The organism is Thalassococcus sp. (assembly GCF_982780845.1).
The window spans coordinates 1-18,375 of sequence record NZ_CEYADA010000010.1 but is presented as its reverse complement, the minus strand read 5'-3'; the positions used below and the strand labels follow the sequence as shown (position 1 = coordinate 18,375).

The 18,375-nt window shown below is 58.8% G+C and carries 19 protein-coding genes; 10 read left to right on the top strand and 9 right to left on the bottom strand.

Annotation, left to right across the window (positions count from 1 at the left end):
• The first annotated feature begins 9 nt into the window (after positions 1–9).
• The 3 genes from AC4FIA_RS12165 (at position 10) to pssA (ending at position 2,132) form a co-directional block, all read left to right on the top strand.
• Entirely contained in the window at positions 10–615 is a 606-nt protein-coding gene (locus AC4FIA_RS12165; RefSeq protein ID WP_490366073.1) for a glutathione S-transferase, read from the top strand.
• A gap of 93 nt (positions 616–708) precedes the next feature.
• Positions 709–1,380 (top strand): phosphatidylserine decarboxylase, encoded by a 672-nt coding sequence (locus AC4FIA_RS12160; RefSeq protein ID WP_103911375.1) that lies wholly within the window; start codon positions 709–711, stop codon positions 1,378–1,380.
• The gene (gene pssA / locus AC4FIA_RS12155; RefSeq protein WP_103911374.1) at positions 1,377–2,132 is read left to right on the top strand and encodes a CDP-diacylglycerol--serine O-phosphatidyltransferase; all 756 of its coding nucleotides are present in this window, start codon (positions 1,377–1,379) and stop codon (positions 2,130–2,132) included. Before AC4FIA_RS12160 ends, pssA begins: the two co-directional genes overlap by 4 nt.
• A gap of 18 nt (positions 2,133–2,150) precedes the next feature.
• On the opposite strand, the gene AC4FIA_RS12150 is transcribed toward pssA, so the two are convergent.
• The gene (locus AC4FIA_RS12150; protein WP_490366072.1) at positions 2,151–2,810 is read right to left on the bottom strand and encodes an outer membrane protein; all 660 of its coding nucleotides are present in this window, start codon (positions 2,808–2,810) and stop codon (positions 2,151–2,153) included.
• A gap of 238 nt (positions 2,811–3,048) precedes the next feature.
• Between AC4FIA_RS12150 and petA the strand changes: the two genes are divergently transcribed.
• The 7 genes from petA to uvrC all read left to right on the top strand — a co-directional run bounded on the left by petA (position 3,049) and on the right by uvrC (position 10,818).
• Complete coding sequence (gene petA, locus AC4FIA_RS12145; RefSeq protein ID WP_103911372.1) at positions 3,049–3,612, top strand: ubiquinol-cytochrome c reductase iron-sulfur subunit; 564 nt, start codon at positions 3,049–3,051, stop codon at positions 3,610–3,612.
• 12 nt (positions 3,613–3,624) lie between these two features.
• Positions 3,625–4,950, top strand: a complete 1,326-nt coding sequence (gene petB / locus AC4FIA_RS12140) for a cytochrome b (protein ID WP_103911371.1) — start codon at positions 3,625–3,627, stop codon at positions 4,948–4,950.
• A gap of 17 nt (positions 4,951–4,967) precedes the next feature.
• On the top strand, positions 4,968–5,756 hold the full coding sequence (locus tag AC4FIA_RS12135; RefSeq protein ID WP_490366071.1) for a cytochrome c1: 789 nt from the start codon (positions 4,968–4,970) through the stop codon (positions 5,754–5,756).
• 147 nt (positions 5,757–5,903) lie between these two features.
• Entirely contained in the window at positions 5,904–6,701 is a 798-nt protein-coding gene (locus AC4FIA_RS12130) for a S49 family peptidase (protein WP_490366070.1), read from the top strand.
• 170 nt (positions 6,702–6,871) lie between these two features.
• The gene (locus AC4FIA_RS12125) at positions 6,872–7,825 is read left to right on the top strand and encodes a calcium/sodium antiporter (RefSeq protein WP_490366069.1); all 954 of its coding nucleotides are present in this window, start codon (positions 6,872–6,874) and stop codon (positions 7,823–7,825) included.
• A 16-nt stretch (positions 7,826–7,841) separates the two neighbouring features.
• Complete coding sequence (locus AC4FIA_RS12120; protein ID WP_490366068.1) at positions 7,842–8,633, top strand: SDR family oxidoreductase; 792 nt, start codon at positions 7,842–7,844, stop codon at positions 8,631–8,633.
• A 307-nt stretch (positions 8,634–8,940) separates the two neighbouring features.
• A complete protein-coding gene (gene uvrC, locus AC4FIA_RS12115; protein ID WP_490366067.1) occupies positions 8,941–10,818 on the top strand; it encodes an excinuclease ABC subunit UvrC in 1,878 nt (625 codons plus the stop codon).
• Here uvrC and AC4FIA_RS12110 read toward each other — a convergent pair whose 3' ends face one another.
• The 8 genes from AC4FIA_RS12110 to rimI all read right to left on the bottom strand — a co-directional run.
• On the bottom strand, positions 10,819–11,253 hold the full coding sequence (locus AC4FIA_RS12110) for an acyl-CoA thioesterase (protein ID WP_490366066.1): 435 nt from the start codon (positions 11,251–11,253) through the stop codon (positions 10,819–10,821).
• Positions 11,253–12,017, bottom strand: coding sequence for a TIGR02186 family protein (locus tag AC4FIA_RS12105; RefSeq protein ID WP_103911364.1), 765 nt, complete (start codon positions 12,015–12,017; stop codon positions 11,253–11,255). Before AC4FIA_RS12105 ends, AC4FIA_RS12110 begins: the two co-directional genes overlap by 1 nt.
• On the bottom strand, positions 12,014–12,925 hold the full coding sequence (locus AC4FIA_RS12100; RefSeq protein WP_103911363.1) for a sulfite exporter TauE/SafE family protein: 912 nt from the start codon (positions 12,923–12,925) through the stop codon (positions 12,014–12,016). Before AC4FIA_RS12100 ends, AC4FIA_RS12105 begins: the two co-directional genes overlap by 4 nt.
• Before the next feature lie 101 nt (positions 12,926–13,026).
• Positions 13,027–13,992: an ABC transporter permease gene (locus AC4FIA_RS12095; protein WP_490366065.1), complete on the bottom strand. Its 966-nt coding sequence runs from the start codon at positions 13,990–13,992 to the stop codon at positions 13,027–13,029.
• Entirely contained in the window at positions 13,992–15,080 is a 1,089-nt protein-coding gene (locus tag AC4FIA_RS12090; protein ID WP_103911361.1) for an ABC transporter permease, read from the bottom strand. The genes AC4FIA_RS12095 and AC4FIA_RS12090 overlap by 1 nt, the downstream gene beginning before the upstream one ends.
• Positions 15,073–16,620 carry an ABC transporter ATP-binding protein gene (locus tag AC4FIA_RS12085; protein WP_490366064.1) on the bottom strand — a complete coding sequence of 516 codons (1,548 nt, stop codon included), beginning with the start codon at positions 16,618–16,620 and terminating at the stop codon, positions 15,073–15,075. The genes AC4FIA_RS12090 and AC4FIA_RS12085 overlap by 8 nt, the downstream gene beginning before the upstream one ends.
• 85 nt (positions 16,621–16,705) lie before the next feature.
• A complete protein-coding gene (locus AC4FIA_RS12080; protein ID WP_490366063.1) occupies positions 16,706–17,710 on the bottom strand; it encodes a BMP family lipoprotein in 1,005 nt (334 codons plus the stop codon).
• A 142-nt stretch (positions 17,711–17,852) separates the two neighbouring features.
• A partial coding sequence (rimI, locus tag AC4FIA_RS12075) for a ribosomal protein S18-alanine N-acetyltransferase (protein WP_490366062.1) occupies positions 17,853–18,375 on the bottom strand: 523 nt, incomplete at its 5' end.

The following is an 18,375-nucleotide window of genomic DNA, read 5'->3' as shown; positions in this document are numbered from 1 at the left end:
GGGGCTCCCATGAAGCTGCTGAAGCTTAGCGCATCGCCGTTTGTCCGTAAGGTTGTTGTGACATTGCACGAAACCGGCCAGTTCGACGAGGTCGAGATGGTAACAGGTGCAAACTCGGTGATGGAGCCTGATGCGGAACTGACGGCGCTGAACCCCATCGGCAAAATCCCTGCCTTGGTGCGTGATGATGGCGCAACGCTGTACGACAGCCGCGTAATCACCCGCTATCTGAGCGACCGCGCTGGTGCGGGGCTTTATCCCGACGCGCGGATTTGGGATGTCCTGACGCTTGAGGCGACAGCGGACGGCTTGCTCGAGGCGGCGTTGTCGATGGTGTACGAGCTGCGCTACCGCGCGCCCGAAATCCAGAGCCAGGAATGGATCGAGGCGCAATGGCTGAAGGTCACGCGCTGCCTGGACGCGCTGGAAGAGCGCTGGATGAGCCATCTTGCAGGGCCGCTTGACGCAGGCCAGATCGCGGTGGGCTGTGCGCTGGGCTATCTGGATTTGCGCCATGACGAACGCAACTGGCGCGACGGGCGGCCGAAACTGGCCGCTTGGGAAGAAAAGTTTTCCCAGCGTCCGTCCATGCAGGCGACGGTTCCACAAGGCTAAGCGGCCCTTGCCACCGTCGCGGCGGGGGGCTAGGGCAGGCGTAACATCTTTGGCCCGCGCATCCAGCGGACCACCGTTACAGGAGATTTGACCATGCGCATGCGCGACACGTTTCTGAAGCCGATGCATCCCGAAGGCTTCAAATTTGTCGGTGTTTTTGCCGCGATCACCGTTGTTCTGTTCCTGATCTGGGAACCGCTGGGGTGGATCGGCGTGGGCCTGACCGTCTGGTGCTACTACTTCTTCCGCGACCCCGCGCGCATCACGCCGCAGGTTCCGGGCCTTGTGATCAGCCCTGCTGATGGCATCGTGTCCCTGATCGAAACCGTGTCGCCGCCGCCCGAACTGGGCATGGGCGATGCGCCGCGTCTGCGGGTCAGCGTCTTCATGTCGGTCTTCAACTGCCACATCAACCGCGCGCCGGTTCCGGGCGAGGTGGTCAAAGTGGCCTACACACCGGGCAAGTTCCTGAACGCGTCGTTGGACAAGGCCAGCAAGGACAACGAACGCAATGGCATCGTGATCCGCATGGACGATGGCCGTGATCTGGGTGTTGTTCAGATTGCCGGATTGGTCGCGCGACGTATCTTGTGTTTCTCGAAAGAGGGCGATCACCTGCGCCGTGGCGAACGTTTTGGCCTGATCCGCTTTGGATCGCGTCTGGATGTTTACCTGCCCGAAGGCGTGGGCACCGAAGTGTCCATCGGCCAGACCATGATTGCCGGTGAAACCGTGATTGCCCGCCTGACACAGGACAACGCATGACCCGACCTGACCGCAAAAACGAAAAACTGTCTCTGGTTCAGCTGATTCCGAATATGCTGACCATCACCGCCATTTGTGCGGGGCTGACGGCCATTCGTTTCGGTCTGAACGGTCAGTACGAACTGGCGGTGCAACTGGTTCTTCTGGCCGCTGTGCTGGACGGGCTGGACGGGCGGATTGCCCGTGCGCTTGGGTCTGACAGCAAAATGGGCGCTGAACTGGATTCGCTGGCCGACTTCCTGAATTTCGGGGTCGTCCCCAGTTTGATCCTGTATCACTGGGCGCTTGAGGATTTCCGCGGTCTGGGCTGGCTGGCGGTGCTGGTCTATGCGGTGTGCTGCGTTCTGCGACTGGCGCGGTTCAACGTTGCGCGGAAAGAGGAAATGCCCGGCAAAGGCAGTGAGAACGCCTATTTCGTTGGGGTGCCGTCACCTGCGGGCGCGGCGCTTGTCATGTTGCCGATGTTCATTTCCTTCGGCTTCGGCACAGATCCGGTGCTGCCTGACCTGCTGCTGGCGCTTTATATGGGCGGGATTGGTCTGTTGATGATCAGTCGTGTGCCCACGTGGTCGTTCAAGACGGTCAAAGTGCCCCGCGGCGATGTCCGCATCTTCATGGTGGGCTTTGTTCTGGTGGGGGCTTTGCTGGTCACCTACGCGTGGCTGAGCCTGATCGCGCTGTGCTTTGTCTATATCGGCGTTGTGATCTGGAAGCTGATCACCCGCCCGCGTGGTTTGGGCAAGCCCGAGTAATCGGGCCTGCCGTTTGCATTAGAAGCGTAGCGACACACCGAAGTTGATCGCGTTTGTTTCGATCACGGTGCTGAGCGATCCGCCACCATCCAATTCAACTTCGTTATCCGAAATCGTGTACTGGTATTCGGTGAACAGTGCTGTGCGTTCGGTCAGGTCATAGGACATGCCTGCCGTCAGGCGCGCGGCGGGGCCGCCGATCTGATAGCCGAAGGTGTCAGAACCGTTGGTCGAGTTCACATCGACATGCGGAACAGAGATACCCAGACCCGCACCGACATAGGGCGTTGCCCCCAAAGCGGCGTTCGGCCAGCGGTACATGGCGTTCGCGGTCAAAATGTTCAGGCCGTCGGTGAATTCCAGACCGGAAAAGCCGATCGCACGGGCATCATCTTCTTCGGCATAGACCTTGGAGTGGGTGAATTCGACACCCCAGCCGAAATTGTCCGTTCGCCACCACGTACCGCGCAGGCCGTAATAGGGTGGTGCTTCGAATGATTTGCCGTCCCAGCCGACGGTTGCGTCGATCTGGGCGCCGGTCTGAGGATATGTACCGGTGACCGTGCTGTCGTTGGCATTTTGCCAACCGGTATAGGCCGAAAGTTCGAATTCAGCCAAAGCAGGAGTTGCCATAGACATGGCGCTGGCCAGTACGGCCAGTTTTAGTGAATTTTTCATGGCTACCTCGGGAGGAAGGGAGGAGAGTTAAGAGGTTTAGCTGTTGGTTAACGAATTAGGGGTCGGAAACGTTCCGTTCAACCGCGACACATGGGCGCTTTTCTTGATCTCTCGGCGTTGTGATCTAGACGGAGCAGGCTGACCTCGTTACATAGCGCGCCAGAACGCCGTGTTGCAGGCGCGGTGCGACCCTGAATTTTGGTCGTTTTTTGGACGGCCCAGGAATGGAGAAAACCTCGTGTCAAACGCAGAAGACCACGCAGGCACCCGGAGGGACTTCCTCTACTATGCCACCGCAGGTGCAGGTGCCGTGACCGCCGGTGCGGCGGTATGGCCGCTTGTCAATCAGATGAACCCCTCGGCTGATGTTCGTGCTCTGTCGACCATTCGTGTCGACATCAGCGGCGTCGCTGAAGGCAGCCAGATGACTGTTAAGTGGTTGGGAAAGCCCGTATTTATCCGGAACCGTACCCAAGCTGAAATCGACGAGGCACGTGCAGTTGACGTGTCCGAGCTGATCGACCCGCTGGCGCGTAACGCCAACATCGACGGCACAGCGTCGGCAGAAGACGAAAACCGTTCGCTGGACGAAGACGGCAAATGGCTGGTCATGATGGGCGTTTGTACGCACCTCGGCTGCGTGCCTCTGGGCAACGGCGCTGGCGATTATGACGGCTGGTTCTGCCCCTGCCACGGTTCGCACTACGATTCGTCCGGCCGCATCCGTCGCGGCCCCGCACCCGAGAACCTGCCGGTTCCAACAGCGCAGTTCGTGGATGAAACCACGATCCTTCTCGGATAAGGGAGAGTAGAGATGGCTGGAATTCCACACGATCATTACGAGCCGAAGTCCGGCGCCGAGAAGTGGCTGCATTCGCGCCTTCCGGTGGTTGGTCTGCTCTATGACACAATCATGATCCCCACACCCAAGAACCTGAACTGGATGTGGATCTGGGGTATCGTACTGACATTCACTCTGGCACTGCAGATCATCACCGGCATCACGCTGGTTATGCACTACACGCCGGACACAACGCTGGCTTTCGCCTCGGTCGAGCACATCATGCGCGACGTAAACGGCGGCTGGGCTCTGCGTTACCTGCACGCAAACGGCGCTTCGCTGTTCTTTGTTGCTGTATACGCCCACATCTTCCGTGGCCTGTACTACGGTTCGTACAAAGCACCGCGTGAAGTCACATGGATCATCGGTATCCTCATCTACCTTCTGATGATGGGCACCGCGTTCATGGGCTACGTTCTGCCTTGGGGCCAGATGTCCTTCTGGGGCGCGACCGTTATCACCGGCCTGTTTGGCGCGATCCCGTTCATCGGTGAAACGCTGCAGACATGGCTGCTGGGCGGACCGGCTGTAGACAACTACACGCTGACACGCTTCTTCTCGCTGCACTACCTGTTCCCGTTCGTTATTGCAGGTCTGGTGATCGTTCACATCTGGGCGTTCCACTCGACAGGCAACAACAACCCGACAGGTGTTGAAGTGCGCCGCACATCCAAAGCAGACGCTGAAAAGGACACCGTTCCGTTCTGGCCTTACTTTGTGATCAAGGACCTGTTCGCGCTGGCCATCGTTATGGTCGTGTTCTTCGCGATCGTTGGCTTCATGCCGAACTACCTGGGCCACCCCGATAACTACATCGAGGCAAACCCGCTGGTCACACCTGCGCACATCGTTCCGGAATGGTACTTCCTGCCGTTCTACGCGATCCTGCGTGCCTTCACCGCTGATGTATGGGTCGTACAAATCGCGTCCTTCGTCACAGGTGGCATCATCGACGCCAAGTTCTTTGGTGTTCTGGCGATGTTCGGTGCGATCGCGGTTATGGCGCTGGCACCGTGGCTGGACACATCCAGCGTACGTTCCGGCCGCTACCGTCCGCAGTTCAAGATGTGGTTTGTCCTTCTGGTCATCGACTTCTTCCTGCTGATGTGGCTGGGTGCGATGCCCGCAGAAGAGCCCTATGCAAGCTTCTCGCTGATCGCGTCCGCGTACTGGTTCGGTTACTTCCTGGTGATCCTGCCGCTCTTGGGTGTTATCGAAAAGCCCGAGCCGCGTCCGGAAACCATCGAAGCGGACTTCGATGCGCATTACCCCAAGTCTGACGCCACTCCGGCCGAGTAAGAAAGGATCTGAAGAAGATGTTCAGAAAACTCGCTATCGCTGCTGTCGCAGCACTCGGCCTGACCTCCGGCAGCGCATTTGCTGCCGGCTCCGAGGGCCACGTCGAAGACTTCGCTTTCAGCTTTGAAGGCCCCTTCGGCACATATGACCAAAACCAGCTGCAGCGCGGCCTTCAGGTGTTCACCGAAGTTTGCGCAGGCTGCCACGGTCTGAAGTTCGTACCGATCCGTGATCTGGAAGAAGGTCTGGGCTATACCGAAGAACAAGTCCGCGCTTATGCGGCTGAAAACTTCGAAGTCTATGACGCAGAGCTGGAAGATTTCCGCCCTGCCAAGCCGACTGATCACTTCCCGGAAAACAACGGTGTTGGCGCGCCTGACCTGTCCTTGATGGCAAAGGCACGCGCGGGCTTCCACGGTCCTTATGGCTCTGGTCTGAACCAGCTGTTCAAAGGCATGGGCGGCCCCGAGTACATCGCGTCGCTGCTGACAGGCTACACAGGTGAAGACAAAGTCGAAGCTGGTGTGACCCTGTACGAAAACACTGCCTTCCCGGGCGGCTGGATTTCGATGGCACCGCCGCTGTACGGTGACGACGTTGAATACGTGTCCGAAGAGGTTGAAGCATCGCTCGAGCAGGAAGCTCAGGACGTTGCTGCGTTCCTGATGTGGACAGCGGAACCCAAGATGATGGCCCGCAAGCAGGCCGGCTTTGTTGGCGTGCTGTTCCTGACGGTTCTGTCGGTTCTGCTGTATCTGGTGAACAAGAAGATCTGGGCACCGATCAAAGGCCGCAAGAAAGACTGATAGGTCTTTCGCCTACTGAAATTACAAAAGCCCCGTCACTTTGGCGGGGCTTTTTTGTTGTGCATGTTTGCGTCACTGCAAAATTCCCCTGCGTTCCATCGGGCCGTACCCTTGTTTGTTGAAGGCGGGCAATCTAAGTCCAATGGCATGAGATCAAAGCTGCCATTCCTCAAATCCAAACCGGTTGTCTCGGTGATCCGCCTTCAGGGCACGATTGCCAGTGGCGGGCGCGGGACATTGTCCGATGCGTCTTTGGCGCCGCTTCTGACCCGCGCTTTTAGTAAGGGCAAACCTGCCGCAGTCGCGCTTGAGATCAACTCGCCTGGCGGATCGCCTGTCCAATCCAGCCTGATCGGCGCCCGCATCCGTCGGCTGGCCGAGGAAAAGGAAGTGCCGGTTTTCGCCTTTGTCGAAGATGTAGCGGCCTCTGGCGGCTACTGGATCGCTTCGGCGGCAGATGAGATTTTTGCTGACGCGAGTTCGATCCTTGGGTCGATCGGTGTGATTTCGGCAGGCTTCGGCGCGCATGTGTTCCTGCAAAAGCAGGGCATCGAACGCCGCGTGCATACTGCCGGTAAATCCAAGTCGATGCTGGACCCGTTCAAACCGGAAAATCCCGAAGACATCGAGCGGCTGAACAGCCTGCTTGCCCAGTTGCATGACAACTTTATCGGACAAATCCAGTCGCGTCGCGGTGACAAGCTGGCCGATAACCCTGATCTGTTCACTGGCGAAGTCTGGATTGGACAGAAGGCGGTCGAGGTTGGCCTGGCCGATGGCGTGGGCCATTTGGAAACGGTGATGAAGGCGCGCTTTGGCGACAAGGTCCGTTTCCGCCGCTACAGCCAGCGCCGCCCGATGTTCCCCCGTTTCGGTGCACAGTTGGTGCGGGACGGGTTATCGGAAATCGAGGAACGCGCCGAATTCGCGCGCTTCGGGCTTTGACGTGATTATCAAGATTGTCGTCCTCTTCCTGATTGGCATGGCCGTACTGGCCATGTTTGGCCGTCTGCGGATGCCCAAGGCGGGACGCAGGTTGCCGGGCGTCTGCAGCAATTGCGGACGCTACAAGATAGGCAAGGGCCCGTGCCCCTGTACTCAAGGGAAAAAGTAGTATGGTTTGGCTGACTGCAGCTTTGGGACTCGTCATTTTGTTGCTGGCGGGTGACGCACTGGTGAAAGGCGCTGTGAACCTTGCACTTCGCGTGGGCATCCCTGCTTTGATTGTCAGCCTGACCATCGTGGCCTTCGGGACCTCTGCGCCGGAACTGCTGATTTCGATCAAGGCCGCGCTGGACGGCGTGCCGGGGATCGCGCTGGGTAACGTGGTGGGATCGAACACGGCCAACGTGCTGATGGTTTTGGGTATCCCTGCGCTGATCGCGGTGATGCACACGGCTGAACACGACTCGCGTAAAAGCTATCTGGTGATGCTGGCGTCGACCGTGCTGTTCATCGGGCTGGCCTTTCGCGGCACGTTCGACTGGATCGCGGGTCTGATCCTGCTGGCGGCTTTGGCCATGGCGCTGGGGGACAACATTGTCGATTCCCTGCGCCACCGTCGTGCAGGCGCTGCTGCCTGCGAGGACGACGAAGAAGAGCCCGAGGGCGCTGATCCGGATATGGCGGGCTGGAAGGTTGGCCTGTTCCTTGTGCTGGGCCTTGTTGGCCTGCCACTGGGTGCCAACCTGTTGGTGGAAAGCGCCACGGAAATCGCCCGCATGTTCGGTGTCTCGGAAACGGTGATTGGTTTGACTCTGGTTGCGATCGGAACATCCCTTCCGGAACTGGCAACGACCGTGATGGCGGCACTGCGCCGTCAGGCGGATGTGGCGCTTGGCAACGTGATCGGGTCGAACATGTTCAACCTGCTGGCCATCATCGGTGTGGCCGCGCTGATCAAGCCGATGGATGTGGACCCTGAATTCCTGCGCTATGACCTGTGGGTCATGCTGGGGGCGACATTGATCCTGATCCCCTTCGTCTTTTTCCGTCAGAACATCGGGAAGGTTTGGGGTGTGATCTTGTCTGCGCTATATGTGGGCTATGTCGTTTCAGTACTGATCTAAGACCAGGGATCCGCTCATGTCAGACTTTCAGAACCGCGCACTTGTAACCGGTGCGGGTAAACGCTTGGGCCGTGCGATGGCGCTTTGTCTGGCGGACAAGGGCTATGATGTGGCGGTGCACTACAACAGTTCGGCGGATGAGGCCGAAGCCGTGGTGGACGAGATCAAAGCCAAGGGCCGCGATGCGGTGGCTGTACAGGCGAACCTGCTGGATGAGGACGCTGTGCAAAACCTGCTGCCCGAGGCGGTCAGGGCGCTTGGCGGTCCTTTAAGCACATTGATCAATAATGCGTCGATTTTCGAATACGACAACATTGGTTCTGCCACCCGCGACAGCTGGGACCGACACATGGAAAGCAATCTGCGCGCGCCTTTCGTGCTGTCGCAGGCGCTTTATGCGCAGGTGCCGGATGCGGCGATGGATGAATATGGCGAACCGCTGGCGCGCGGATTGATAGTCAATATGATCGATCAGCGCGTGCACAAGCTGACGCCCGAGTTCATGACCTACACAATCGCCAAGATGGGTTTGTGGGCGTTTACGCGCACGTCAGCGCAGGCAATGGCCGATAAAGTCCGTGTCAACGCGATCGGCCCCGGTCCGACGCTTCAGGGTGGTCGTCAAAGCGATAGCCATTTTGAAAGACAGCGCGCAGCGACAGTTTTGGGGCGCGGTGCAAATACCTCGGATATAACCGGAGCTCTCAGCTATTTCTGTGATTCGCCAGCCATCACCGGACAGCTTCTGTGTGTTGACGGAGGTCAACATCTTGCATGGCAAACGCCGGATGTTTTGGGGGTCGAGTGACCTATTGGACGTCAGTTCTGCACAATCATGATTGCCGTCACATAGTGTTCACAGAAGCTTTAGGGAAATCAGTGTTTTGGCGTTTTGAGAAAAAATATCGTTGCAAAACAAATGCTTATTTATGTGCCTAAAATTTGTGCAAATCAGCGAAATCCTTCAAAACCAACGAAATTTTCCAATTCCTTCGGATTTGCCCATAGAGTTATCCACAGAAACCGTGGATGCCTTTGGTCTTGATCAGGGGGTCAACTTTTTGCAGGCAAGCCGTAAGAATCAGGACACCCGAGCAGCGAATCAAGTGACGTGAATGACAGACGATCCGACACATTCGAATCCTGAAATTCCAAAGGGCCATTCGGTCATTCAGGACTATCTAAAGACATTGGATAGTTCGCCGGGTGTCTACCGCATGCTGGACCCGCAAAGTCGCGTTCTGTACGTCGGCAAGGCGCGGAACCTGAAGGCGCGGGTGTCGAACTATGCGCGGCCCTCGGGACATTCGCGGCGGATCGAGCGGATGATCTCGGAAACGTCGTCGATGATGTTCCTGACCACGCGCACCGAAACCGAAGCGCTGTTGCTGGAACAGAACCTAATCAAGCAGCTTAAGCCGCGCTACAACGTGCTGCTGCGTGACGATAAGAGTTTTCCGAATATTCTGGTGACGGGCGATCATCCCTATCCGATGATCAAAAAGCACCGTGGCGCGAAGAAAGAGAAGGGCAGCTACTATGGTCCCTTCGCAAGCGCGGGTGCGGTGAACCGCACACTGAACCAGCTGCAAAAGGCGTTCTTGCTGCGCAACTGTACGGATTCCGTATTCGACAGCCGCACGCGGCCTTGCCTGCAATTCCAGATCAAACGCTGTAGCGCGCCATGCGTGGGCAAGATCAGCGAAGCTGACTATGCCGAGACGGTGAAAGATGCCGAACGGTTCCTGTCCGGCAAATCCACCCGCATCCAAGAGGCTCTGGGCGCCCAGATGCAGGAAGCGTCCGAGGCGATGGAGTTTGAACGCGCTGCCGCCCTGCGCGACCGTATCCGCGCGTTGACGCAGGTGCAGACGTCACAGGGCATCAACCCGCGCACCGTGACCGAGGCCGATGTGATCGCGCTTCATATGGAAGCGGGGCAGGCCTGTGTGCAGGTGTTTTTCATCCGTGCGAACCAGAACTGGGGCAACCGCGATTTCTACCCTCGCGTTGGCCCCGATGTGGATGAGGCCGAGGTGCTTGAGGCCTTCATGGGCCAGTTCTACGACACCAAGGAACCGCCGCGCCTGATCCTGCTGTCCCATGCGGTGGAAAACCCCGACCTGATGGAAGAAGCGCTTTCCAGCAAACTGGGGCGGCGTGTCGAACTTTCTGTCCCGCAGCGGGGCGAAAAGGCCGAGATTATCGAAGGCGCCACGCGGAACGCCCGCGAAAGCCTTGGCCGCAAGATGTCGGAATCTGCGGCGCAGACCAAACTGCTGAAAGGCGTGGCCGAGGCGTTTTCGCTGGATGCCCCGCCGGAACGGGTCGAGGTTTACGACAACTCGCACATCCAAGGCACAAATGCCGTTGGCGCGATGATCGTTGCGGGGCCGGACGGGTTCATGAAGAACCAATACCGCAAGTATAACATTAAAGGTGAAGACCTTACGCCGGGCGATGACTTTGGCATGATGAAAGAGGTGCTGTCGCGCCGCTTTACCCGCCTGTTGAAAGAAGACCCTGATCGCGAAAACGGGCTGTGGCCGGATTTGCTGCTGATCGACGGTGGTGCAGGGCAGGTCAGTGCCGTGGCCGAGATCATGCGCGAATACGGGGTGGAGGATATCCCCATGGTCGGTGTGGCCAAGGGCGTGGACCGTGACCACGGCAAGGAGGAATTCCACCGCGTCGGCCAGCGCCCCTTTGCGCTGCAACGCAATGATCCGGTTCTTTATTTCATCCAGCGCCTGCGCGACGAAGCGCACCGCTTTGCCATCGGCACCCACCGTGCGAAGCGGGCCAAGGCCAACATGGCCAACCCGCTGGACGAGGTGCCGGGCGTCGGCGCATCGCGCAAACGCGCGCTGTTGGCCCATTTCGGATCGGCCAAGGCCGTATCCCGCGCCAATCTAGCCGACCTTAAGGCTGTCGATGGCGTGTCAGAGGCGCTGGCAGAACGGATTTACGGGTTCTTCCACGAAAAGGGCTGATCACTCCGTCAGGATGGTGGACAGCAGTGCGCGCAGATCGTCGGGGATCGGCGTGGGGGTGCCATCGGGATCAGTCAGCACGTTCACAAAGAACCCGAGGGTCGAGGCCACGTCCTCATCCCCTTTGAACAGCGCGATTTCGATGCGGTAGGACGTGCGCCCCAGATGGGTCAGCCGCAGCCCAGCAGTCAGCGCATCGGGAAAGCCCACTTCGGAAAAATAGGTGCAGCCGTTTTCCACCACGACAAAGCGGATCGCTTCGGGCCCGCGGATGTTGATGCCGTTTTCCATCTGCCAAATGCTGATCGCCGTGTCGAAGATCGACAGGTAGGTGGCGTTGTTCATATGGCCGTATTCGTCGTTGTCCGCCCAGCGGGTCTGGATGGGGCGGAAGGCGCGGAAATCGGCGCGGGTGGGGGGCGGTGTGCGGGGCATCAGCCGTTCCTGACCAGTCGGACAGCGGCCGAGGCAAGCCACCCGGCAATCAGCGCGATGGCCACAGCGAGAAGGCCATAGGCCAGCGGGTTCAGGCGCGACAGGTTATACAGCCAGCGTTCGATCCCGACCTTTTCCACGATGATCGATGTGTCGATATCACCCACAACCGCGCCTTCACGGGTCAGGAATATCCGCAGGGTATATTCGCCTTCGGTCAGGTTTGCTGGCAGCGAGACCGAGGTCGAAAACAACGTCTCTTCCCGCATATTCACGGTATTTTCATCCAACCGATAGCGGCCTTCCTTTTCGCGGATACGGATCAGCGCCTGTGTGAAGGCTTGCGCGTCTGTGACATCATCAGGCGCGCCGACGGAGCGGATGGCCTTGGGGATGGAGATGCGATGCCTCAGGTCTTCGACGGCTGAAATGACCGAGGTCCACGGGGCAGATGTAGCGACCGCATAGAACGACGGGGCTTCGTCGACCTCGACGCTTTCGGCGTTTACCCAGATGCCCAGTTTGCGATCCTGCTTGTAGACGGTCATGCGCTCGGTCGGGCCCGAGACGGCGACGATCACTTCTAGCGGCGGACCTTCGGGGATCGGGTTTTCGCGTTTGACCGCGCCGTAGACCAGAATGTCGGACCCGTCGAAATCGGTAGAGATGGACACGGTATCGTGGCTGAGGCCCAGTACGATCTCTTCCTGCGCGGCGGCTGCGCCGGTTAGAAACGTCAGTATGGCGGCGAGGTAGCGGATCATGATCCGAACTCGGCCAGAATATACAGCTCATCCGGCGTCAGGAACAAATCCAGCGCCAGTTTGAAGCAGACCGCCAGCACCAGCGATGCCAGCAGGATACGCAGTTGTTCGGCCTTCAGCTTTGCGCCAATCACGGACCCGATCTGCGCGCCCACGACGCCGCCAAGGATCAGCGCCAGCGCCAGAACGATGTCCACGGTTTGTGTGGATACCGCATGCAGAAGAGTCGTGAAGGCGGTGACAAAGATGATCTGGAACAGCGATGTGCCGATGACGACCTTGGTGGGCATGCCCAGCAGATAAATCATCGCAGGCACCATAATGAAACCGCCGCCGACGCCCATAATCGCGGCCAGAATACCCACAGCCGCACCCACCAATAGCGGAGGGATGGCCGAGATATAAAGCCCCGATGCACGGAAGCGCATTTTGAACGGAAGGCCGTGCACCCAGACATGCACATGTCGTTTGCCACGCTTGCCCGCGCGGCTTTTCATCATCGACTTGACGCTTTCGTAAAACATCAGCCCGCCAATGATGCCAAGGAAGACGACGTAGCAAATCTTGACCAGCAGATCGACCTGACCTTGGGTTTTCAGGAAATTGAAGATGTAGACGCCGATGGCAGACCCGAAAAGGCCGCCCACCAGCAACACCGTTCCCATTTTAAGATCGACCGTTCGTCGTTTCAGATGGGCCATCACGCCGGATACAGAGCTGGCCACAATCTGGTTCGCGCCGGTGGCCACGGCCACAGCAGGCGGAATACCCATGAAAAACAGCAAAGGCGTGATCAGAAACCCGCCGCCGACGCCGAACATGCCGGACAGAATGCCCACAAGCGTACCCAGACCCAGAAGAAGGATCAGACTAACCGATACCTCGGCAATGGGAAGGTAAATCTGCATGTGCTCACTCTGTGCCTACGATTTCAAAAATGGCAACGGGGGCAGAGTGGATTTGCTTTAAAAAAGTGCGGGCGCAGCACAGGTCTACGCCCGCTTTTGGCTTATCTTTCCTTGACGTAGGGCTCGCCGCCCGCGCGGGGCGGGATGGCCTTGCCGACGAAACCGGCAAGGATGACCACGGTCAGGATATAGGGCAGGGCATCCATCACCTGCACAGGGATGACGACGCCGCCCAGATCAATGTTCTGATAGCGCAGCGCGACGGCCTGAAGCAGACCGAACAACAGGCAGGCGCCAAGCGCGTACCAGGGGCGCCACTTAGCAAAGATCAGCGCCGCCAGCGCGATAAAGCCGCGACCGGCGGTCATGTCTTTGACAAAACCCGCCTGAAGGCCGGTGGCCAGATAGCTGCCTGCAATACCGCATAGGATGCCGCAAATGCCCACAGCCGCAAAGCGCAGGCCGACGACCGAAACGCCGGCGGTGTCCACTGCCTCGGGCGCTTCGCCCACGGCGCGCAAGCGCAGGCCGAAACGGGTGCGGAACAGGATCCACCATGTCAGCGGCACCATGGCAAAGGCCACATAAACCAGCAGCGAATGGCCCGAGATCAGCTCGGCATAGATGGGGCCAAGGACAGGCACACCCGACAGGGTTTCAGCAAAGGGCAGGGTGATGTTTTCCCAACGCCCGCCACCGATCAGCGACGGTGTGCGCCCCCCTTGCTTGAACCAGTTCTGTGCGATCAGAACGGTCAGGCCAGCCGCAAGAAAGTTGATCGCCACACCGGAAATCAGCTGGTTGCCACGGAAGGTGATCGACGCCAGCCCGTGAATGCCCGACAGCGCGACCGAGGCTGCGATACCGGCAAACAGACCCAGCCAGACAGAGCCGGTCACATAGGCGACACCGGCAGACAGGAAGGCAGCGGCCAGCATCTTGCCTTCAAGCCCGATGTCGAAAACACCGGCGCGTTCGCTGTAAAGGCCAGCCAGACAGGCCAGCAACAGGGGCGTTGCCAGACGGACGGTGGAATCAAGAACCTGAAGTAGGGTCAGAAAATCCATCACGCGGCCCTCCGTTTCACAAAGAGTTTCTCAAGAGGCATCCGCACCATGTTGTCCAATGCGCCCGTGAACAGGATGACCAGCGCCTGAATAACGACGATCAGTTCACGCGGGATGTTTGTCCAAAGCGCCAGTTCCGCGCCGCCCTGATAGAGGAATCCGAATAGCAATGCCGCCATCAGAACGCCCACAGGGTGGTTGCGGCCCATCAGGGCCACGGCGATGCCGATAAAGCCCGCGCCTTCGGCGGCGTTGATGACCAGACGCTCGGCCTCACCCATGGTGGCGTTGACGGCCATCAGGCCCGCCAGACCGCCCGAGATCAGCATCGCGACAATGGTGATGCGCACAGGCGAAATGCCGGCATAGCGTGCGGCGGTTTCCGAATGCCCTTGCGCGCGGATTTCATAGCCCAACCGCGTGCGCCAGATCAGCAGCCAGACCAGCACACAGGCGATCAGGGCAAGGAAGAAGGTCACGTTGGCAGGCGAGCCGCGGAACAGCGGGTTGTCTGCGGTGGCGAACATGTCCTGGAACGACGGCAGGTGCGTGGCTTCGGGGAAGTTCGCGGTTGCGGGTTCCATCGAGCCTGCGGGTTTCAGCAGGTTCACAAGGACGTAGTTCAACAGCGCCGCGGCGATGAAGTTGAACATGATCGTGGTGATCACGATGTGGCTGCCACGTTTTGCCTGAAGATAGGCAGGGATCAGTGCCCAGAGCGCGCCAAAGGCCGCCGCCGCAAAGGCACCGCCGATGATTGCCAGCGACCAGTGGGGCCACGGGATGAACAGGCAGGCCAGTGCCGCGCCCAGACCGCCTAGAACCGCCTGACCTTCGCCACCGATGTTGAACAGCCGCGCGTGGAAGGCCACGGCAACGGCCAGACCGGTGAAAATAAAGTTCGTGGCGTAGTAAAGCGTATAGCCCCAACCCGACGACCGCATCAGCGCGCCGTCGACCATCAGTTTAAAGGCATCAACGGGGTTTTCCCCGATGGCCAGAATAACAAGCGCCGACAGGAAAGCCGCCAAAAGCAGCGAAATCAGCGGAACAAGGACTGCATCGGCCCATGCTGGCATCTTATCCATGGCTTGCCTCTTTCGTGTTGGTGACGCCGGCCATCAGCAGGCCCAGTTCGCGTTGGTCCGTTTCCGCAGGGTCGCGGAAGCCCATGATCTGACCGTCGAACATCACGGCGATGCGGTCGGACAGGGCAAAGATTTCGTCCAGTTCCACCGAGACCAGCAAAATGGCCTTCCCTTCATCGCGCAGGCGCACGATTTGCTGGTGGATGAACTCGATCGCGCCGATATCCACGCCGCGCGTCGGCTGGCCGATCAGCAGCACATCGGGATTGCGCTCAATCTCGCGCGCTAGAACGATCTTTTGCTGGTTCCCGCCGGAAAAATTCTTGGCCGCAAGGTTGCAGTTTGCGGGACGCACGTCGAAGCGTTCGATCTTGCCCTCGGCGTCTTTGCGGATCGCGTCATGATCCATCAGCAGACCTTTTTGGTACTGCGCGTCGCGGTGATAGCCGAAAATCGCGTTTTCCCACGCGGTGTAATCAAGGATCAGACCTTCGTGGTGGCGATCTTCGGGGACGTGGCCGATACCGGCCTCGCGCCGCGCGCTGCCGTCTGATCCGGCACCTGTCAGCGGCAACTCCTGTCCGCGCAGTTTCACGGATCCAGTGGCATCGGCATAGCCGCCAAGTACTTCCAACAGCGCGGACTGGCCGTTGCCAGCAACGCCCGCGATGCCCAGAATTTCACCGGCACGCAGGTCAAGCGAGATGCCTTTCAGACGTTCCACGCCGTGGTCGTCCACATGACGCAGGTCTTTGATTTCCAGAAGCTTTTCGCCCGGCGTGGCGGGCTTTTTATCGACCCGCAGCAGAACCTTACGACCAACCATCAGTTCGGCCAGTTCTTCGGGCGATGTTTCAGATGTTTTAACGGTCGCCGTCATCTCGCCCCGGCGCATGACCGATACGGTGTCGGTGATCTCCATGATCTCGCGCAGTTTGTGGGTGATCAGGATAATCGTTTTGCCCTCGGCCCGCAGGTTATCAAGGATGCGGAACAGGTGGTCGGCCTCGGCCGGTGTCAGAACACCAGTGGGTTCGTCCAGAATAAGGATGTCGGCCTGACGATAAAGCGCCTTGAGGATTTCCACGCGCTGCTGGTGGCCGACAGACAGGTCTTCGATCAACGCATCGGGATCGACAGACAGTTCGTATTCTTCGGCAAGTTGCTTCAGTACCTTGCGCGCCTTGGACAGCGAATTGTTCAGCAACCCGCCTTCTTCGGCGCCCAGAATGACGTTTTCCAGAACGGTAAAGTTCTTCACCAGCTTGAAGTGCTGGAACACCATGCCGATGCCTGCGGAAATCGCCGCCTGACTGTCGGGGATGTCGGTTTTTCTGCCCGAAATATATATCTCGCCCGCGTCGGCTTTGTAAAAGCCGTAGAGGATCGACATCAGGGTGGATTTACCAGCACCGTTTTCACCGATGATGCCGTGGATGGTGCCGGGCATGACGCGGATCGAAATATCTTTGTTGGCTTGTACAGGGCCGAATGCCTTGGAGATGCCTTTGAGTTCGATCGCGGGAACCGTATCGTTCATGATCAAGGTCCGAATATCGCTATGGGGAAGGGGCCGCCCGTGGACGGCCCCTCAACCAAGTTTCAGATAAAACGCGAAGCGCTTCTTAGAATTCCAGCGCGGGGCAGCTGTCGTTGGCGTAGTAGGATACGACTTCCAGTTCGCCCGAGATGATTTTCGCTTTGGCGTCTTCCACCGCTGCAATCATGTCGTCGGAAATCAGTTCCGCGTTGTTTTCGTCAACCGCGTAGCCAACACCGTCTTCTGCCAAACCAAGTGTCATGAACGTGCCTGTTTCCAGATCCGCACCGCCGGACATTGCTTCGAACACGGCGTTGTCGACGCGCTTGAGCATGGATGTCAGAACGGACCCCGGGTGCATGTGGTTCTGGTTGCTGTCAACGCCGATGGACTTGATGCCTTCGTCAGCCGCTGTCTGCAGAACACCGATACCTGTGCCGCCAGCAGCCGCATAGATGACGTCCGCGCCTTGGCCGATTTGTGCTTTAGCCAGCTCGGTGCCTTTAACCGGATCGTTCCATGCCGCAGGTGTTGTGCCTGTCATGTTGGAAATCACAGTGATGTCGGGGTTCACGGCCTTCGCGCCCTGTGCGTAGCCGCAGGCGAAGTGACGGATCAGAGGAATGTCCATGCCGCCGATGAAGCCGACTGTATTGGATTTGCTTTCCATCGCCGCCAGCATGCCAACCAGATAGGAACCCTGATGTTCCTGGAAGTTGATCAGCAGAACGTTTTCGGGCACTTCAGGCAGCCAGCCATCAATGTTGACGAACTTGGTGTCCGGATAGTCAGCCGCGACGTTGTTGATCGGATCGGCAAAGGCGAAACCGGCTGTGATGACCGGGCTGAAGCCGGCTTCAGCAAAGCGACGCAGCGCCTGTTCGCGCTGGGCTTCGGATTGCATTTCAATGTCCTTGTACGTGCCGCCTGTTTCTTCGGCCCAACGCTGAGCACCGTTATAAGCAGCTTCGTTAAAGGATTTGTCGAACTTCCCGCCAAGGTCATAAATCAGCGCAGGATCGGCCAGTGCGGCACCAGCAGAGAGTGCCAGCGCGGCTGTTGCGCCAAGAAATTTGGTCATGATTGTCATTACGGGCTCCCAGTGTGTTATGTCTGGCCGCTCCCAAAATCGTGCGGCCATTTTTACAGGATCAAAACGATCTGACAGAGATTAGGGCGTGTCTTGACCAAGTGGTCAACCGGTTTTTCAGCAAAAACAGGGCTGTCTGGCGTTACGTCACGCTCTCGGGGTGGATTGTTGCCCGTGCCATAAGCACAGCATCATCAAAGTTACCGTCCGGACGGCGGTAATAGCGCTTGCGCAGGCCGGACTCGGTATAGCCATGGGCCTTGTAAAAGGCGCGTGCGCCCGTGTTTTGGGCTGCAACTTCAAGAAATGCGGTGGCGATTCCCTGTTCTTTGTGCGCGTCATGGAAGGCTGTGATCAGCCGCGTGGCGATGCCTGATCTTTGGGCATCGGGGTCGACCGCGACGGCAAGGATCTCGGCCTCGTCCAGAATCTGGCGGGCGATCAGAAAGCCGTGGGGGTCGTGCAGGAATATGCAGCCTGATTGCGCCAGCGTGTCGGCGATGGCCTTTTCGGACCAAGGCGACTGATGCATGTAGGCGCGCGCCATGATCTGGGCCGCAGTGGCCGGTGACATGGGGGCCGGTGACATGGGGCTGGTCATGTCAGGATGCGTGGCGGCACGTCCCGTGACGGGGCCGCATCGGCGGGTTTGATGTACATCGGCG

Bases quoted from the DNA above. Each gene is read 5' to 3' on its own strand.
- AC4FIA_RS12100 (WP_103911363.1), bottom strand. From the start codon at position 12,925: ATGCAGATTTACCTTCCCATTGCCGAGGTATCGGTTAGTCTGATCCTT.
- AC4FIA_RS12095 (WP_490366065.1), bottom strand. From the start codon at position 13,992: ATGGATTTTCTGACCCTACTTCAGGTTCTTGATTCCACCGTCCGTCTG.
- AC4FIA_RS12085 (WP_490366064.1), bottom strand. From the start codon at position 16,620: ATGAACGATACGGTTCCCGCGATCGAACTCAAAGGCATCTCCAAGGCA.
- pssA (WP_103911374.1), top strand. From the start codon at position 1,377: ATGACCCGACCTGACCGCAAAAACGAAAAACTGTCTCTGGTTCAGCTG.
- AC4FIA_RS12135 (WP_490366071.1), top strand. From the start codon at position 4,968: ATGTTCAGAAAACTCGCTATCGCTGCTGTCGCAGCACTCGGCCTGACC.
- uvrC (WP_490366067.1), top strand. From the start codon at position 8,941: ATGACAGACGATCCGACACATTCGAATCCTGAAATTCCAAAGGGCCAT.
- AC4FIA_RS12150 (WP_490366072.1), bottom strand. From the start codon at position 2,810: ATGAAAAATTCACTAAAACTGGCCGTACTGGCCAGCGCCATGTCTATG.
- AC4FIA_RS12165 (WP_490366073.1), top strand. From the start codon at position 10: ATGAAGCTGCTGAAGCTTAGCGCATCGCCGTTTGTCCGTAAGGTTGTT.
- AC4FIA_RS12105 (WP_103911364.1), bottom strand. From the start codon at position 12,017: ATGATCCGCTACCTCGCCGCCATACTGACGTTTCTAACCGGCGCAGCC.
- AC4FIA_RS12125 (WP_490366069.1), top strand. From the start codon at position 6,872: ATGGTTTGGCTGACTGCAGCTTTGGGACTCGTCATTTTGTTGCTGGCG.
- AC4FIA_RS12110 (WP_490366066.1), bottom strand. From the start codon at position 11,253: ATGCCCCGCACACCGCCCCCCACCCGCGCCGATTTCCGCGCCTTCCGC.
- AC4FIA_RS12160 (WP_103911375.1), top strand. From the start codon at position 709: ATGCGCATGCGCGACACGTTTCTGAAGCCGATGCATCCCGAAGGCTTC.
- AC4FIA_RS12080 (WP_490366063.1), bottom strand. From the start codon at position 17,710: ATGACAATCATGACCAAATTTCTTGGCGCAACAGCCGCGCTGGCACTC.
- AC4FIA_RS12090 (WP_103911361.1), bottom strand. From the start codon at position 15,080: ATGGATAAGATGCCAGCATGGGCCGATGCAGTCCTTGTTCCGCTGATT.
- AC4FIA_RS12130 (WP_490366070.1), top strand. From the start codon at position 5,904: ATGAGATCAAAGCTGCCATTCCTCAAATCCAAACCGGTTGTCTCGGTG.
- AC4FIA_RS12120 (WP_490366068.1), top strand. From the start codon at position 7,842: ATGTCAGACTTTCAGAACCGCGCACTTGTAACCGGTGCGGGTAAACGC.
- petB (WP_103911371.1), top strand. From the start codon at position 3,625: ATGGCTGGAATTCCACACGATCATTACGAGCCGAAGTCCGGCGCCGAG.